Raw genomic sequence first — 16,912 nt, 5'->3', positions numbered from 1 at the left:
CTCTGTGGATAAGTTTCTGTAAGCCTGTAAATGCAAGGCCTTAGCTGCAATGGTCGTTTAATGATCAGGTTTTGTAATGAGGCGGATGCAGTGGGTCAATCGTCCGAAGTCGCTTCGGATGACGAAGCCTGAGGCTCAAAAAAAAGCAGGAGAAAAAGGGGAAGGACTCCGGGCTGCGCGGTGTTGCAGGCGCGGCCCAGTCCACTTACCTGATGGGGAGTCAGCAGAACAATTTACCTGGTTCAGTCGAGACTGAGTCAGGATTCCGCCCACTCGACATCAGTCAAGCCGAGTTGCTCGGCCTTGGGTTTGGTTACCTTGGGAACGCGGTCAGAGCGGTATTTGGGGATTTGGCCAAACCCCGCGTCAACTGAAGCCCAATGCCAGGCAGATGCGTTGTCCATGGCTTCGGCGCTGATGTAAAAGCTTTTGTAGCTGCCGTGCAGCAGATAATCGATTCTGAAATGCTTGTACTGTGCCACGCTTGCAAACCTCCCTATCAGTCACTCTCTTTGTAACTGAGTCGTCACCGCCAGGAAAATTCACTCCAAATTGCCGTTTAAAGCCAAATGGTTGCGTTTGGTACACAAGGGTGAGACGGCGGGTCGTCATCCGGACAAATGGATGGCAAACCCCCGGTTTTGAGCGGTCAGGACCCGTGGCGGTCTGGCTTTCACCAGTAGGTAAGCGGCAGTGCAGACCCAAAAGCCCTACGCTGCCGCTCGATCGTGCATCCAAATGGCTACTTGTTGAGGAACTTGAAGACCGTGGTCTGCGTATAGGCCTTGCCCGGGTCCAGGCGCGTCGACGGGAAGTTCGGCTGATTCGGTGCATCCGGGTAGTGCTGGGTTTCGAGTGTGAACGCGCCCCAGTGCGGATAGATCTTGCCGGCTTTGCCTTTCACGGTGCCGTCAAGGAAGTTGCCCGTATAGAGCTGTACGCCTGGCTCAGTGGTGAACAGCTGCAGCCGGCGGCCGGATTTCGTATCGACTACGTCCGCTGCCAGGTTGGCCAGTTTCCCTTTGGTGTCCAGCACCCAGTTATGGTCATACCCGCCCTGCGTCGGTTCTGCGAACTTGAGCTGAGTGTTGTCCTCGCGGATTCGCTTGCCGAACGCGACGGGTTTCAGGAAGTCCATCGGCGTGCCAGCCACGGCAGCCAGTTCCCCGGTCGGGATCAGCTTTTCATTGACCGGCGTGTAGCGGGATGCATGGACCACGGCGACCTGATCAAGGATGTCGCCATTACCCGCACCGGCGAGGTTGAAATAGCTGTGATTGGTCAGATTGAGGACGGTCGGCTTATCCGTGGTGGCGTGGTACTGGATGCGCAGCTCGTTCTTGTCGTTCAGGCTGTAAGTCACTTCGGTTTTCAGCGTGCCGGGGAAGCCCATCTCACCGTCGACCGAAACGTAGGTCAGCTTGACACCCACTGAGCCTTTGTCTTTGACCTCTTCAGCCTTCCAGATCTGCTTGTCGAAACCCTTGGGCCCGCCGTGCAGTGCATTGGTCTTGTCGTTCAATGGCACCTGATAGCTTTTGCCATCCAGAGAGAACTTGCCGTCGGCCAATCGATTGCCGAAGCGTCCAATCGTTGCGCCAAAAAACGCGGTGCCTTTCTGATAGCCGTCAAGATCATCGAAACCCAGCACTACGTCCTCGGCCTTGCCATGCTTGTCAGGAACCAGCAGCGACTGAAGGGTAGCGCCGTAGGTAATAACGGTAGCCTGCATGCCCTGACTGTTGCGCAGCGTGTACTTCTCCACCGCCGTGCCGTCGGCAAGCTTGTCGAAAACGCCATGTTCGCTGGATAAGCCGGCGGCGTGGACTTGCAGGGCGGCCGCCATCAACGACAGACCAATGGCAGGTATAAGCGTCTTTCTCATTACGTCCTTCCTTTTGTTGTTATGGAGGTTGTTGCAGGTACCGGGTGAAACGCGCACCGCTGTTGCGGGACTCAACTCAGGAGCGAGTACCCGAGCAGACCAGTGCGAGACGATTTGGTCATACTATTTAGGCAGTGCCGTGCCGATATTTCGAGTTATAGATCAAAAACCCTCGCTTTAAAAATAAATTGTAATACTATTCGGCGAAAGCGGACCTCAAGCCCCTGGCGGACAGGTCTAGCCTGATAGACCAAGGTTTTGCGAGTGTTTGACTCCTAATCATATGATCATTAGCCTCGATTTGCGGAAGTCACCGTAAACAGGGGCGGATCAATGAGCAGCAGTTTTCATGCGTCAACGGTAGACCGCCTCGGCGCCTGGATTGCTCAGGGCAACGTGATGCCGGGGCAGTCGTTGAAAGTTGAAGCAGCATTGGGCGAAGAATTCGGAGTCAGCCGTACAGTGATTCGCGAAGCCATCAAAACCTTGGTGGCCAAGGGATTGCTGGAGGTGGGCCCCAAGGTCGGCACTCGGGTACTGCCGGTGCGCAACTGGAATCTGTTTGACCCGCAGGTAGTGGGCTGGCTTGCGGCGAAGGGCTTGCCGCAGAGCTTTGTGCTGGACTTGCTGGACCTGCGTCGTGCGATCGAACCCATGGCGGTCAGATGGGCCTGTGAAAGGGCTACGCCCGAGCAGATCGCAGGCATTCAGGCAGCCTACGTGCGGCTGGAGGCCAGCGTTGCGGACCAGGTTGATTACAACGTCGCCGATCAGCGTTTTCACGAGGCTGTGCTGGCGGCCAGCCACAACCAGTTGATCGAGCAGATGTTACCGGCGCTCGGCGCGTTGCTGGCGATCTCGTTTGAGGTGTCGTCGGCGGTACCCGGGGAGCTGGGCAGGACACTGCCGCTGCACAAGGATCTGGCGGACGCCATCGCCAATCGCGATTCTGCGCGGGGAGTCTGGGCCTGCATGAGCCTGATCGAGAATGCCGGTGAAGTGATTACCCGCTCCCGGCAGCCTCCTTTGTCCCGCTGTTTATGATGCAACCCGCTGTGATGGCTTGACGGATTCAAGGTGAGACGCTCCAGGCGCCTCGCTGACCCACAATAATAAGCAGGAAGATTTCGATGAAATGGCTGCCGGTCTGCGATCAGCGTTTCAAATTGGCCGAAGGGCCGTTCTGGGACCACACCCATCAGGCCCTGTATTGGGTCGACATTGCCGGGTTCCGGGCGCTGCGCCTGAACGAGGGCAAGGTCTGCTTTTGGCAATTCAACGAGCCGGTCTCCGCGTTTATTCCCACTCATTCTGGCGACGCGCTCGTCACCCTGGCCAGCGGCGTTTATCGCCTAGACCTTGATTCCCCTTCGAGCCAGCCCGCCCTCAGACTGCTGTGCGCGGCCGATCCTGTTGCCGGCAATCGTGCGAATGAAGCGCGTTGTGACCGTCACGGCCGGCTCTGGCTCGGGACCATGCAAAACAACCTGGACGACCAGGGCGGCGACCTGCCGTTAGAGCGTCGGTCCGGCGGGCTGTTCCGCATCGATGGCCAGGCGTCGGTGACGCCTTTGTTGGCGGGGCAGGGCATCGTCAACACGTTGCTTTGGCCAGCAGACGGTGCGTCAGTGCTGACCGCCGACACGCTCGATGGCGTGATCTACCGCTACCCCATCCACGCTGACCACTCTCTGGGCGATCGCCAGCTCTGGGCTGCCGAACACCCCCGTGGCGCACCCGACGGCTCGGCGATGGACGCACAGGGGTTCGTCTGGAATGCGCGCTGGGGTGGCGGCTGCCTCATCCGCTTCGCACCGGACGGCAGCGTAAACCGGGTGATAGAACTCCCCGTCAGTCATCCCACCAGCTGTGTGTTCGGCGGCCCGCAGATGTCGACCCTGTTCGTCACCAGCGCGCGGCCTGCCGAAGGCGCACTCGAGCTGGATGGTTATGTAATTCAAGCCCAGGTAGGCATCGAAGGAATGGAGTCTCACCGCTTTGCCGGGTGATGCCGGCCATGGGTTGGATGAGCGTGACACTCGGTTACATAGGCGTCATTGATAATATGATATGACTGTTTTCAGTCGAACGGCCTGCCGTTAAAAGCACGGCAAGCTGTTCCGACACTCACTGCTGAACGCTGTAGCTAGTCAATAAAAATAAGGAGTTAGCTATGTTGAGTCGCCACGGGATTCGTTCCCTGTGCTGTGCTGCTGTTGCCACCGCCATTCTGGGCATGAGCGCCGGTGTTTCCGCCGCTGACAAGGTCAAGATCGGTTTTCTGGTCAAGCAGGCTGAAGAGCCCTGGTTCCAGACCGAATGGGCCTTCGCAGAAAAAGCCGGCCAGGAACATGGTTTTGAAGTGATCAAGATCGCCGTTCCGGACGGTGAAAAAACCCTCTCCGCCATCGACAGCCTTGCCGCCAATGGCGCCAAGGGCTTCGTCATCTGCCCGCCTGACGTTTCTCTGGGCCCGTCCATTGTTGCGAAGGCCAAAGCCAACGACATGAAAGTCATGGCCGTCGACGACCGCTTCGTCGACGCCAAGGGCAAGTTCATGGAAGACGTCCCGTACCTGGGCATGGCAGCGTTCGAAGTCGGCCAAAAACAGGGTGCGGCGATGGCGACCGAAGCCCAGAACCGCAAGTGGGACTGGAAAGAAACCTACGCGATCATCAACACCTACAACGAACTCGACACCGGCAAGAAGCGCACCGACGGTTCGGTGGATGCGTTGAAGAAAGCCGGGCTGCCTGAGGATCACATCCTCTTCGCTCCGCAGAAAACCCTCGACGTCCCCGGCAGCATGGATTCCACCGGCGCTGCTTTGCCCAAGCTCCCCGCTGCCGCGAAGAACCTCATCATCGGTGGCATGAACGACAACACCGTTCTGGGTGGCGTGCGTGCAACCGCAGGCGCCGGCTTCGCAGCGCCCAACGTGATCGGCATCGGCATCAACGGTACTGACGCCATCGACGAACTGAAGAAGAAAGACAGCGGTTTCTTCGGCTCGATGCTGCCAAGCCCTGACAAAGAGGGCTACAACACCGCCCTGGCGATGTACGAGTGGGTCACCACCGGCAAAGAACCTGCCAAATACACCGCGATGGACGACGTGACGCTGATCACCCGCGCCAACTTCAAGGAAGTACTGACCAAGATCGGTCTGTACAAGTAAGCGCGGCAGTCGAGTCGGGGCGCCTGTAACCCGGGCGGATATCTGCAAGGCCTCGCTCCACCTGAGAAGGGTGGGGCGAGGTGGAGGTGGTTCATGCAACAGGCATCGGTACAGCAACACGTTCAGCAGGGCGGCAGTCTGCGCTTCAACGGGATCGGCAAGACCTTTCCTGGTGTGAAGGCGCTGTCCGACATCAATTTTGAAGCTCGGCCAGGCAGCGTTCACGCGCTGATGGGCGAGAACGGCGCGGGTAAATCCACGCTGCTGAAGATTCTCGGCGGCTCGTATCAACCCAACAGTGGTGATCTGCAGATTGGCGACCAGCGTCTGGCGTTCAAGTCTACCGCCGACAGCATCGCGGCCGGTGTGGCGGTGATCCACCAGGAGCTTCATCTGGTGCCGGAAATGTCGGTGGCGGAAAACCTTCTGCTCGGCCACATGCCCAATCGCTGGGGCATGATCAACCGTCGGGCCATGGTCCGGCGCGCACGGGACCTGCTCAAAGGCCTGGCCGACGAGATCGATCCCAACACGCGTCTGGGTGACCTGTCTCTCGGTCAACGGCAGTTGGTGGAAATTGCCAAGGCCATGTCACGCAATGCGCATGTCATTGCGTTTGATGAACCTACCAGTAGCTTGTCCGCGCGTGAGATCGACCGGCTGATGGCGATCATCACCAAGCTGCGCGATGAAGGTCGGGTCATCCTCTACGTCTCCCACCGCATGGAAGAAATCTTTCGCGTGTGTGACGCCGTCACCGTGTTCAAGGACGGCCGCTTCGTGCGCACCTTCAACGACATGGCCGAGCTGGACCACGACCGTCTGGTCACCTGCATGGTCGGCCGAGACATTCAGGACATCTACAACTACCGGCCGCGTCAGCATCAGGGGCCTAGCCTGCGTGTCACCGGCCTGATGGGGCCCGGCCTGCAGGAGCCGGTCAGCTTCGCTGTGCAAAAGGGCGAGATTCTGGGCTTTTTCGGCCTGGTCGGTGCTGGCCGCACCGAAATGTTCCGCATGCTCTCAGGCCTGACACGGGCGCAGGCGGGAACGCTGCAACTGGATGGCAAGCCGTTGAACCTGCGCTCGCCACGCGACGCCATCAATGCCGGGATTCTGTTGTGCCCCGAGGACCGTAAAAAAGAAGGCATCGTGCCGCTGTCCAGCGTTGCGGAAAACATCAATATGGGCGCGCGGCCTCGCCACGTGAATCTGGGCTGTCTGATTCAAGGGCGTTGGGAGCGTGACAATGCCGCTCACCAGATCAAGTCCATGAACGTCAAAACCCCTTCACCCGAGCAGCAAATGCTGTTTCTGTCGGGCGGCAATCAGCAGAAAGCCATTCTGGGGCGCTGGCTGTCGATGCCCATGAAAGTCCTGCTGCTGGACGAGCCAACCCGAGGCATCGACATCGGCGCCAAGTCCGAGATCTACCAGATCATCCATAACCTCGCGGCTGACGGCATTGCCGTCATCGTGGTCTCCAGCGATTTGATGGAAGTCATGGGCATTTCCGATCGCATCCTGGTGATGAGTGAAGGGGCGATCACTGGCGAGCTGACCCGCGAGGAAGCCAACGAGCAACGTCTCCTGCAACTGGCACTGCCGCGTACGCGCGGTTAAATCCGGCTATTGAAAACTGGCTATGAAAAATAAAAACGAGGTGCGTATGTCTACCGAATCCAGCCTGACGGCTCCCCGCCAGGGCATGAACATGCGTCGATTCGTCGACGACTGGGCCATGCTCATGGCCGCGCTGGGCATCTTTGTGCTCTGTGCCTTGCTGATCGACAACTTTATGTCGCCGCTGAACATGCGGGGCCTGGGCCTGGCGATTTCCACCGTCGGCATCGCCGCCTGCACGATGCTGTACTGCCTCGCCTCCGGACACTTCGACCTGTCGGTTGGCTCCGTGCTGGCCTGTTCCGGGGTCATTGCCGGTATCGTTATCCGCGACACGGACAGCGTCTTTCTGGGTGTTTCTGCAGCCCTGGCGATGGGCCTCCTGGTCGGCCTGATCAATGGCATCGTGATCGCCAAGCTGCGCATCAACGCGCTGATCACCACGTTGGCGACCATGCAGATCGTACGCGGGCTGGCCTACATCTTTTCCAACGGCAAAGCAGTTGGCGTGGGCGACGAAGCGTTTTTCGTCTTCGGCAACGGGCAGTTGTTCGGCGTGCCGGTGCCGATCCTGATTACCATCGTCTGCTTCATATTCTTCGGCTGGCTGTTGAACTACACCACCTACGGGCGCAACACGCTGGCCATCGGCGGTAACCAGGAAGCGGCGCTGCTCGCCGGGGTTCATGTTGACCGCACCAAGATCATCATCTTCGCCGTTCACGGCCTGATCGGCGCACTGGCTGGCGTGGTGTTGGCGTCGCGCATGACCTCGGGTCAGCCGATGATCGGCCAGGGCTTTGAGCTCACAGTCATCTCGGCTTGCGTCCTGGGCGGGGTCTCGCTCAGTGGCGGCATCGGCATGATCCGCCACGTTATCGCAGGGGTGCTGATCCTGGCGATTATCGAAAACGCCATGAACCTGAAGAACATCGATACCTTCTACCAGTACGTGATCCGCGGCACGATTCTGCTGCTGGCGGTGATCATCGACCGTCTCAAGCGCCGCTAAGCGCGTTGACCCTATAGACGATGCGCGGCATTAGCCGCGCATCGTTTGTCAGGCAGGCATGTATACCGCTTAGGGCTGCATCGCTAAACCTCCCGCGTAACACTCCTCCCGCATAACATTCTTGTGCGGTTCCCCGTCGCGATTACCCTCAGACCAGTTTGGACGTCTCGAAGATCAGGCGCATGGTGGCTTGCGCCAGTGACTGTGCCTCCGCCCGGACATTATCGAGCTGGGCATTTGCCTCACTGTACTGAGGATCTTTGGCACGAACGTCGACCAGCCGCGTCAGCTGCAAGGACGCGTCCATCAAGCCAAACAAGTTGCGGTGCAACTGATGACTGACTTGTGTCAAAGGCTGAGAGAGGTCTTCATTTTCTTCGGTAAGAGGGCGGTCGCCCATGCTTTCGAGGTTACGGTGTCTGCTACCCGTCAGGACGAAGTCAAGGTCCACGCCCGCGCCTGCAACCCGTAACAGGTAGTCGGCCTTGGGATAGCGTGCCCCACTTTCGTAGTTTCCCTGAGCGTTGGTTTCGACTCCGCCGACGGCGCCCAAAGCGCTTTGCGACAGTTTGAGCCTGGTGCGCTCTTGCCTCAGCCGCAGGCCAATCCCTTTCATGTTATTCAACTCCTGTTGATCACGCGAGACAGGCCCTTCGAGGCGACTCGAGGGCTTTTCTTATTCCAGGAAAGCAAATCAATGCAAGCGCGTGCTTCGGCAGGCGCACAGAACGCCGTGCTGACTACATTCTGGATCCAAACTGTACATCATGTAAGAAATTTCTCAAACAGTTGTATGATCTCACTCCACTTGAATAAGAATAAGGAGAGAAATCACTCTTTTGAGTGATATCGCCGACGGCTTCGAAGCGGGCTAGAACGAGGGAGTGGGCACGTTATGTGCCCGTACGGATAGATTCAGGAAGGGCAGCGCGTGGAGGGTTGACGCGCCCATTGGGCGGCGGTGCGTGAGACGTTGTCGGCCAGCGTTGCAACAGCGCTCTGATGGGCCAGCACCAGATTTTCCATGCCTACGCCTGCAGGCTGGCGAATCACGCTGCTGCACGTCAGCGTCTGACGCTTGCTGCCGGGACCTGCGCCGGCCCCTCGCAGGCTCAGACTCCAGACCACGTCGATCAGCGCGTACTGGTCCAGCACCGACTCGAAGCGGCGCACGTCGGTGCGTACTGACAGCACGGGTTCGTCCGCCTGCTTTGGCAAGCCTGCCAGGTCACGCGAGCCAAAGCGCCGCTCAAGTTGCCCGGTCAGGGCATCGTGAAATTCGTCGCCCAAAGGCGCACCCCAACGCTCGTTCTCGAGGATCGCCAGGCTGCCGTTGCCCTGACGAATGACCAGCGGCGGCTGATCGACTTGTACCGCCATCAGCACGGGCTGCATTTCGAACTGAAATGGCGCCTGGGCTGGACTGGCGGGAGATTGGCCGGCTGGCGCGATCAGCGTGTAGTAATGGGTCGGCGTTGACGCGCAGGCCGACAGGCCCAACACGCAGGCGAGTGTCAACAGGGGTTTACGCATTGTCATTGCTCAGGCTCCGGTGCGATTTCGCGGGAAGAGGATGATCCTTTAAAAGAACCAGGCGCCGCGTCGCCCGAGCGGCCGCGAATCAGGGATTCGGGGTGGCGGCTGAGGAAGTCGGTCAGCACCCGCACCGAACGCGCCGTGCGCTGTACTTCTTCCATGGCCTGGCCCAGCTGCTGGCGGGCCGGCGAGTCGTCAGACAAGGTTTCGTTGGCCGTACCCAGGGTCTTCTGTGCTTGCTGCAAGGCGCCACGCATCTGTGGCAACACGTCACTGTTGACCTGCTTCATGGTTTTTTGCAGTTCAATCAGGCTGCCGTTGAGGTTCTTCGCCAAATCGTCGAGAGGGATCTTGCCAAGCTTGTCGACGAACGCCTGCAGTTGTTCCTGCAACTTGTCGAAGCTGCCGGGCACGGTAGGGATTTCCAGCGGGCGGGCTTTAGCGTCGTAGGCGACCTTCGTGGCCTTCGGATCGAAATCCATGGCGATATAGAGCTGGCCCGTCAGCAAGTTGCCCGTGCGCACCTGGGCGCGCAGGCCGCGGTCGACGAACTGGCCAATAATCTTCGACGTCTGGGCTTCTTCGTCCCCCCCGCCAGCCTGCTCTTTGAGCTTGTCGTTGGCTGCGCCCAGCCGTTGCGGATAGATCACCGCGCCGACGATGCCCGGAAAGGTGCCCGTGGCCGGGTCATAGTCGAGGTCCACCGACACTACGCGGCCGACATTGACCCCCAGGAAGTCGACCGGCGCATTGACCACCAGGCCGCGCAGCGATTGGTTGAAGCGCATGCGGATGTACTTGGGCTCGCCATCGGGGGGTGCCAGTGCGGTGGCCTGATCCTCGAACAACTTGAATTCGGCGTTGGTTTCGGCAGGTTTTGCATCCGGGCTGTACTTGGGCTCGCGGAAGGCAATGCCGCCGGAAATGATCGAGGCCATGGACTGCGTGGAGACCTTGAGGCCTGAGGCGCCGAGCGTCACGTCGACACCGCTGGCATTCCAGAAACGTGAGTCGTCGAGCACGTACTGATCATTGGGTGCGCCGACGAAAATCTCGACGTCTACGCCTTTGCCGTCTTTGGCCAGCTCGTAAGCCACGACTTGACCCACTTGAATCCGGCGGAAGTACACCGGCGAGCCGATGTCCAGCGAACCGAGGTCATCGGTGTGCAGGATGAAGCGCTTGCCTTTCTCGCCGAATGTCACGGCGGGTGGGGTTTCAAGGCCGGTAAAGTCCTTCTTGGTTTCCTCCGAACTGCCAGCATCGGCGCTGATGAAGGCACCGGACAGCAAGGTGTCCACGCCCGACACGCCGTGAGCGCCGATGCGCGGGCGCACCACCCAATACTGGGTATCGGCGCGGGTAAACGGTGTGGCCGACTGGTTCAGGTCAATGCTCGCAAGCACGTGGGTGCGGTCATCGCTGAGCTCGATGTCGGTGACCACGCCGATAACCACGTTCTTGTATTTGACCTGGGTTTTCTTGGCTTCCAGGCCTTCGGCGGTGAGGAACGTCACCACCACCTTGGGGCCGACATTGAGGAAATCGTGCACCACCATCGACAAGCCGATCAGGGCGGCGACGATCGGCACCAGCCAGACCAGTGACACACGCAACTTGCGCGCCTTGACCTGCGGTCGGCTCGGTGGGGTAGGGGGTAGGGTGTTATCGGACATCGTCAACCTCTGCGTCCCAGATAAGCCGGGGATCGAACGTCATGGCGGCGAGCATTGTCATCACCACCACCAAACCAAAAAACAGAATGCCAAGGCGCGGCTCAATGGTGCTCAGGCCGTGGAACTGCACCAGTGCCGCGACCAGCGCGACGACCAGCACATCGAGCATCGACCAGTAGCCGATCAACTCGATGAAGCGAAACAGCCGGGAGCGTTCACGCATTGCCCATGTGCTGCGACGCTGACACGTTACCAACAGCAGGCCGAGCACCAGGAACTTGATGCACGGCACGATCACGCTGGCGATGAAAATCAGGATGGCGATGTCCCACGAGCCGCCTTCGGCGAACTCGATGACCCCGCTCATGATGGTGTTTTCGCTGCTGCTGCCCAGCATGGTCGTGTACATCACCGGCAGCACGTTGGCCGGGATGTAGAAGATCAGCCCGGCGATCAGAAACGCCCAGGTGCGCGCCAGGCTGTTGGGCTTGCGCCGATGCACCGATGAATCGCAGCGCGGACACTCGTGGGCGTCGTCGGGGCACACGTAACCGCAGACATGGCATAACGTGACGCGGTGTTCGCGGGCAAAGGGGATGCCGTTCATAGAGGCTCTACCCCAAGCTCGTCCCACAGGCGACGGATGTCCTTGCCGGCAATCAGCACAATCAACACCATCAGCATCGCCATGGCCCACAGCCCGACGCCTGCATGGACGTCGAGCATCCCTGCCAGTTTGACGATGGCCACCAGGATGCCCAGCAGACAGACTTCCAGCATGCTCCATGGCCGCAGGTGCTCAAGGGTGCGCATGCACATCTTGAAACCGGGCGCGATTTCGTTGCGATGCGCGTGGAACAACACCCAGAACAGCAAGGCGATCTGCAGCGCGGGGGCAAGAATGATGGCCAGGCCGGCGACCAGTGCGATGAGGGTGATCTGTCCCTGGGCCAGCGCTTGTACCGATCCCCACAGCGTTACCTCGTTGTGCAGGCCCTGCATGCTGATGCTGATGACCGGGAATACGTTGGCAAAAATGAACATGACGCAGGCGGCAATGCTCAGCGCCAGCAGTTGTTCGACGGACAGCCGGTGACTGCGGCCCAATACGGCTGCGCAGCGCAGGCAGTGCGCCGATTCGCCCTTGCTCAAGGGTAAGGCTTCGTACAGCGAATCGCAGTGCTCGCAAATAATCCACTGTACCGGGCCAGTCTGCATGCTGTTGGCGGCGTGTGCAGGAACGTGTGCAGGCAACTGCGTCCCGCTATTGGGCGTGTCGGTCATCGGCGCATGCGTCGTGGAGGTCATGGATGTATTCACGATAGATCGGCTTTCGTCGATTGCGCGCCGGCTCGGCGGGCGGGCAACGATACCTTGTCGCGGAGGCGCAGGCTCGTTTTAGTTGGATTGATTGCCATGAGGGACGCGCCCGCGAAAAGACTTGAGTGATTGACCACAATGCCATCATCGGGTTCGGGCTATTTTGCCCGGTGGTCGATGACAGCCCCTGCCGATTACGTCTACCGGCACTGTCAGCCAACGCGTTCAGAGGCGGGCCCAGAAGTCTTCAGCGAAATCGCTCAGCGCCATGGCGGGTCTGAACAGGCGGATTTCCAGGGGAATGTCCCAGTGCTCGTCCAGTGCGCGGACCAGTTTACCGTTCGCCAGCTCTGGCCCCGCCAGCGTTTCCGGCAGCCAGGCAAAGCCCTTGCCCTCCAGCGCCATGGACAGCAGCACCGCCGCCAGATGCGAACTGAAAACCGTGTCCAGTGCCGGCGGCTGTGTTTCCCGAAGCAAGCGCGCCGAGACAATTCGCCCCAGCCCGGAGTCTGCGGTGTAACCCAGCAGCGGCAACGTGGCCTGAGGGTGCGGCGGCGAGTCATGCCAGGCTTGTAGAGGAATCAGTAAATCCCGGCCCACGACTTTGGAGTGAAACGACTCGGCAGCAAAGCGCGGAGGGACGTCCGGGTGCTGGTGGCACAGGAGAAACTGCGCTTCGCCGCTCAACAGCATCTGTTCACAGACGCGCATGTTGTCGGAATGCAGCCGAATCGCTTCAATTGGCCCGGCCCGCTCGGCGGCCCGCACCCAGCCCGGAAAGAAGGTGAACGAGAGCGAATGCGTCGCGGCGAAGTGCAGCGTGCGCGCTTGCTTGCCTGCCACTTCTCGCGCTTCCTGACGCATTTGGTACAGGCGGCGGGTCAAGTCCTGTGCCGACTCGATCATCTGGCGTCCGGCGTCGGTCAGCACAGCGCCCTGCGTCGTGCGTTCAAACAGATCCACGCCCACCCAGTTTTCCAGCGCGCGGATGCGTCGGCTGAACGCAGGTTGGGTAACGTGACGCAGCTCGGCCGCCCGTGAAAAATTGCCGCTTTGCGCCAATACATTGAAATCTTCCAGCCAGAGCAATTCCATCGTGATGCCGTCCGCGCGCCTGAGTGCGGCGTTTTTAGCATTCAGCGCGCCCGAAGGTCCAGTGCCGGGCCGGCACTCAGGGCGTTAGATCGGTCAGGTTACAACTTGCAGGCTTTTGCGGTGGTAGACTTTCGACCACTTCAAACGAGGAGCAACAGACGTGCGCACGATGGCAATGATGGTGGCGGTATTGATGCTTGCAGGATGTGACGGCGGCAAGCCGGCTGCACCTGCCCAGGTTCCCAGCACTGATTCGGCGACCGAAGCGCCAACCCCGGCCTCACAAAAATGGACCATTCGCGTCCACTTGAAAGAAGCGCTGAGCGACATGACCTATTGGTTGGTCGAGCACCATTACCCGTCTTATGTGGTCAAGGTCGATGGCAGGGAAGTGGTCATGATCGGACCCTTCGAGTCGCAATCCGAGGCCGAGAAGGCCAAGACCGAGATCGATGCGGCTATGGCAAAGGCCCACCGCCTGTCGCAGCTTGAGGTCATACCGCCACGGTCTTGAGCGCGTGTGACGTGATGGCAAACCTGCAAGGGAGGTGTCTCGGGTGACACCTTGGCGGCATTGGGTGACACCTTTGCAGCTATAGCCGGCCCTGGCGGGTTCCGACTATAGCGAGGGTTCAAAGGGCAGTCGGGTGAATCAACGACGACCCAGCAGCAAACCCACGACCAGACCAAAGCCCGCGGAGACCGCCACGGTTTGCCACGGGTGGCCGCCAATGTAGTTTTCGGTGGCTTCGACGGCAGGCTTGGTGCGGTCGCGCACGCTGCTGACCGATTCCATTGCCTGCTTGAGCTTCTGGCTCAGTTGGGCCCGCACGGTGTCCGCTTCTTCTCCGACCAACGAAGCGCTGTCCTTGAGCAGTTTGTCAGACTCTTCAATCAGGGCGGCCAGTTCGCTGAATGCTTGATCCTTGATCTGTTCGACAGCGGCGTTTTGGGCAGCAGTTTTACGAGCCATGGCAATTTCCTTTCAGTGGTTATGGCAGTGTGCAATGGAGTTTTGCGCGACCGAAAAGTTGCAGGGCAATTCCGGGCGCGTTCAAAGCGGGCGACGAATGTGGTCGGGAATCGGGGCGACCGGGTGTAAGATGCCGACGCTTTCGAGCCGCTCGCCGGCTCTGTTTTTTGCGTGTCGTCTGCATATCGAGGTACATACCATGAGTCACAACCTGGCCAACAAAACCCTTCCGGAACGCGCCGCCATCGAGGACGAAAAGTCCCGTCTGTTCGATCTGTGGCAAAGCAATCTGGGCAAGGCCAAGGGCGACGCTGCCCGGCTGATGGGCGAAAGGGGCAAGCGCAAAGGCAAGTGGTCGGAGTGGGTGCGTGGGGAGCTGGACGCCATGTCGCCGCCTGAGTACGCCAACATGGTGCGCGCCGAAGTCAATCGACTGGTGGCGGCGGCGCGAGGCTGATACACCGCCCTGCCAGCTCTGGCAGGGTCACCAGCTGCCGCTGGCCGGCTGCGGCAGGCTTAACGTGCCGCTGTCTTCAAAGCGCAGGGTCCCGAACAACCCGCCGGCCAGCTTGCCGTGCAGCTCATAGGGCAGATTGTCCAGGCGTTGCTGTTCGGTGAGGCCAACGGCCTGACGTAGCGCCGCGAACGCCGAGACCGTTACCGGGACCGTCAGCACACCTTCGGAAAACCGCGTGATCGTGCCTTTCTGGCTGCTCACACCCGAAGCGAGCAATTTGCCGTTCACATCCAGGTTCAAGGCCACACCGTCGTACTGGATGTCGTTGTCATTGGGGTTTTGCAGGCGCAGCTTCACCGCAAAGCGGATCTCGAGGTCCTGGCTGGGCAGCGGCTCGATGCCTACAACGTTGATGTTGAGCGGGTCGCGATTGGGAAACAGCGCGCACGCACTCAGCGCAACCATCATGGCAAGGCCCGCGATCAGGGTGCGGATCGGACGTGGCGACATTCAAGACTCCTTGGGCAGGCCGTCGGGGCGTAATACGTCCCTTGCAACGCCTTGGCGATTCAACTGTGCGACCTCGTGCGCAGGGAGAGGTTCTGCATCGCGAGTAGCAGGCGGGTCCTGAAGCACCTTTAGCGTCGCAGCTTCCGGGTCAAATTCGGTGAGCTCCGGCGCCTGGTATTCCTCCGGCAGGAAGATGTTCAGAATGATCGCGCAGAATGCCCCGACGGTAATGGGCGATTCGAAAATGTTATGCAGCGCCTTGGGCAGCTCGCGCAAGACCTCCGGCACTGCAGCAACGCCCAGTCCCATGCCGAGAGAAATGGCAACGATCAGCATATTGCGGCGGTGCAACCCGGCTTCCGAGAGAATTTTGATACCCGCCACTGCGACAGTGCCGAACATAATCAGCGTGGCGCCGCCCAGCACCGGCTTGGGCATCAACTGCAGCACTGCGCCGATGATCGGAAACAACCCCAGCAACACCAGAATGCCCGCGATGAAAAACGCCACGTAGCGGCTGGCCACGCCGGTCAGCTGAATGACGCCGTTGTTCTGCGCGAAGGTGACCATGGGCAGGCTGTTGAACGTCGCGGCCAGCGCCGAATTCAGCCCGTCGGCCAGCAGCCCCGACTTGATCCTGCGGATATACACCGGCCCACTGACCGGTTGTTGCGAGATCATCGAGTTGGCGGTGAGGTCTCCGGCGGCTTCCAGTGGCGAGACCAGGAAAATCACCGCGATCGGGATGAACGCCACCAGATCGAACGAGAACCCGTATTTGAACGGCACCGGAATGCTCATCGCCGGCACCTGGGGCATCTGCGCAAAATCCACTCGGCCCATGAACCACGCCACGGCGAAGCCCAGTGCCAGCCCGATGATGATTGCACTGAGGCGCAGCAGCGGAATATTGAAGCGGTTGAGCACCACGATGGTGACCAGCACCACGGCAGCCAGCCCAAGGTTTGCGGCCGACCCCAGATCGCTTGCGCCAAAACCGCCGGCCATGTCCGTCATCGCGACTTTCAACAGCGACAGGCCCATCAGCGTGATGATCGTGCCGGTCACCACCGGCGTGATCAGCTTGCGCAGTTTGCCGATGAACTGGCTGAGCGCGACTTCAACAAACGCTGCGCAAAAGCACACCCCGAAGATGGTGGAGAGGATTTCGTCGGTGCCGCCACCGCGACTCTTGACCAAAAAACCTGCGCTGAGAATCACGCTGAGAAACGAGAAGCTGGTGCCCTGCAGGCACAACAGCCCCGAGCCGATCGGGCCGATGCGTTTGGCCTGAACGAAGGTGCCCAGCCCGGACACGAACAGCGCCATGCTGATCAGGTACGGCACTTCGCTGTCCAGGCCCAGCACGCTGCCGACGATGAGGGTCGGGGTGATGATGCCGACGAAACTGGCCAGCACGTGCTGCAGCGCCGCAAAGATGGCCGCCGTAAAGTGCGGACGGTCGTCGAGCCCGTATATCAGGTCAGCCTTGGGTGGCGCAGAATGGGTCGAGGCGCTGCGATGCGGAGCGGTCATGGTGAGCCTCCGGGTTGGCCGTGGCAAAAAGGGCGCGCAGGATGCCAGAAAACGCGGCGCGGGTCAGCGGCAAGATATCGCAAACGATGGTCGTAAAACGCTGAACGATTC

The 16,912-nt window shown here is 60.0% G+C and carries 18 protein-coding genes; 7 read left to right on the top strand and 11 right to left on the bottom strand.

The window, feature by feature from the left end; all coding sequences use genetic code 11:
* Positions 1-257: 257 nt before the first annotated feature.
* Together LT42_RS07405 and LT42_RS07400 are read right to left on the bottom strand one after the other, a co-directional pair.
* Complete coding sequence (locus LT42_RS07405) at positions 258-482, bottom strand: DUF6555 family protein (protein WP_037011182.1); 225 nt, start codon at positions 480-482, stop codon at positions 258-260.
* Positions 483-742: 260 nt separating this feature from the next.
* On the bottom strand, positions 743-1,885 hold the full coding sequence (locus LT42_RS07400) for an aldose epimerase family protein (RefSeq protein WP_037011180.1): 1,143 nt from the start codon (positions 1,883-1,885) through the stop codon (positions 743-745).
* Between the two features lie 333 nt (positions 1,886-2,218).
* Between LT42_RS07400 and LT42_RS07395 the strand changes: the two genes are divergently transcribed.
* The 5 genes from LT42_RS07395 (at position 2,219) to araH (ending at position 7,698) form a co-directional block, all read left to right on the top strand.
* Positions 2,219-2,929, top strand: a complete 711-nt coding sequence (locus LT42_RS07395) for a FadR/GntR family transcriptional regulator (protein WP_037011178.1) — start codon at positions 2,219-2,221, stop codon at positions 2,927-2,929.
* An 86-nt stretch (positions 2,930-3,015) separates the two neighbouring features.
* Positions 3,016-3,894: an SMP-30/gluconolactonase/LRE family protein gene (locus LT42_RS07390; RefSeq protein WP_037011176.1), complete on the top strand. Its 879-nt coding sequence runs from the start codon at positions 3,016-3,018 to the stop codon at positions 3,892-3,894.
* Positions 3,895-4,058: 164 nt separating this feature from the next.
* Positions 4,059-5,063, top strand: coding sequence for a substrate-binding domain-containing protein (locus tag LT42_RS07385; protein WP_037011173.1), 1,005 nt, complete (start codon positions 4,059-4,061; stop codon positions 5,061-5,063).
* A 93-nt stretch (positions 5,064-5,156) separates the two neighbouring features.
* A complete protein-coding gene (gene araG, locus LT42_RS07380) occupies positions 5,157-6,686 on the top strand; it encodes an L-arabinose ABC transporter ATP-binding protein AraG (RefSeq protein WP_037011171.1) in 1,530 nt (509 codons plus the stop codon).
* Between the two features lie 46 nt (positions 6,687-6,732).
* Complete coding sequence (gene araH, locus LT42_RS07375; RefSeq protein WP_037013092.1) at positions 6,733-7,698, top strand: L-arabinose ABC transporter permease AraH; 966 nt, start codon at positions 6,733-6,735, stop codon at positions 7,696-7,698.
* A gap of 148 nt (positions 7,699-7,846) precedes the next feature.
* Here the strand turns inward: araH and LT42_RS07370 are convergent, their stop codons facing one another.
* The 6 genes from LT42_RS07370 to LT42_RS07345 form a co-directional block, all read right to left on the bottom strand.
* Positions 7,847-8,314, bottom strand: coding sequence for a helix-turn-helix domain-containing protein (locus LT42_RS07370; protein WP_037011169.1), 468 nt, complete (start codon positions 8,312-8,314; stop codon positions 7,847-7,849).
* Between the two features lie 299 nt (positions 8,315-8,613).
* Positions 8,614-9,237 carry a PqiC family protein gene (locus LT42_RS07365; protein ID WP_037011166.1) on the bottom strand — a complete coding sequence of 208 codons (624 nt, stop codon included), beginning with the start codon at positions 9,235-9,237 and terminating at the stop codon, positions 8,614-8,616.
* Positions 9,234-10,910, bottom strand: a complete 1,677-nt coding sequence (locus tag LT42_RS07360) for a PqiB family protein (RefSeq protein WP_037011164.1) — start codon at positions 10,908-10,910, stop codon at positions 9,234-9,236. Before LT42_RS07360 ends, LT42_RS07365 begins: the two co-directional genes overlap by 4 nt.
* Complete coding sequence (locus LT42_RS07355) at positions 10,900-11,517, bottom strand: paraquat-inducible protein A (protein WP_037011162.1); 618 nt, start codon at positions 11,515-11,517, stop codon at positions 10,900-10,902. Before LT42_RS07355 ends, LT42_RS07360 begins: the two co-directional genes overlap by 11 nt.
* A complete protein-coding gene (locus tag LT42_RS07350) occupies positions 11,514-12,128 on the bottom strand; it encodes a paraquat-inducible protein A (protein ID WP_037013091.1) in 615 nt (204 codons plus the stop codon). Before LT42_RS07350 ends, LT42_RS07355 begins: the two co-directional genes overlap by 4 nt.
* A gap of 327 nt (positions 12,129-12,455) precedes the next feature.
* Positions 12,456-13,325 carry a LysR family transcriptional regulator gene (locus tag LT42_RS07345; protein ID WP_037011160.1) on the bottom strand — a complete coding sequence of 290 codons (870 nt, stop codon included), beginning with the start codon at positions 13,323-13,325 and terminating at the stop codon, positions 12,456-12,458.
* Between the two features lie 160 nt (positions 13,326-13,485).
* On the opposite strand from LT42_RS07345, the gene LT42_RS07340 reads away from it, so the two are divergent.
* Positions 13,486-13,839, top strand: a complete 354-nt coding sequence (locus LT42_RS07340; RefSeq protein ID WP_070356513.1) for an SPOR domain-containing protein — start codon at positions 13,486-13,488, stop codon at positions 13,837-13,839.
* A gap of 138 nt (positions 13,840-13,977) precedes the next feature.
* On the opposite strand, the gene LT42_RS07335 is transcribed toward LT42_RS07340, so the two are convergent.
* Entirely contained in the window at positions 13,978-14,298 is a 321-nt protein-coding gene (locus LT42_RS07335) for an ElaB/YgaM/YqjD family protein (RefSeq protein ID WP_037011157.1), read from the bottom strand.
* A gap of 199 nt (positions 14,299-14,497) precedes the next feature.
* On the opposite strand from LT42_RS07335, the gene LT42_RS07330 reads away from it, so the two are divergent.
* Positions 14,498-14,755: a hypothetical protein gene (locus tag LT42_RS07330; RefSeq protein ID WP_037013089.1), complete on the top strand. Its 258-nt coding sequence runs from the start codon at positions 14,498-14,500 to the stop codon at positions 14,753-14,755.
* Positions 14,756-14,782: 27 nt separating this feature from the next.
* Here the strand turns inward: LT42_RS07330 and LT42_RS07325 are convergent, their stop codons facing one another.
* Together LT42_RS07325 and LT42_RS07320 are read right to left on the bottom strand one after the other, a co-directional pair.
* Positions 14,783-15,265, bottom strand: coding sequence for an LEA/WHy family protein (locus LT42_RS07325; RefSeq protein ID WP_037011154.1), 483 nt, complete (start codon positions 15,263-15,265; stop codon positions 14,783-14,785).
* A complete protein-coding gene (locus LT42_RS07320) occupies positions 15,266-16,801 on the bottom strand; it encodes a nucleobase:cation symporter-2 family protein (protein WP_052075165.1) in 1,536 nt (511 codons plus the stop codon).
* Positions 16,802-16,912: the final 111 nt, after the last annotated feature.

Origin of the sequence: Pseudomonas lutea (assembly GCF_000759445.1) — a bacterium.
GTDB classification, from domain to species: Bacteria; Pseudomonadota; Gammaproteobacteria; order Pseudomonadales; family Pseudomonadaceae; genus Aquipseudomonas; species Aquipseudomonas lutea.
Note: the sequence above shows the minus strand (reverse complement) of the source record. Positions and strands in the feature narration are given on the sequence as shown.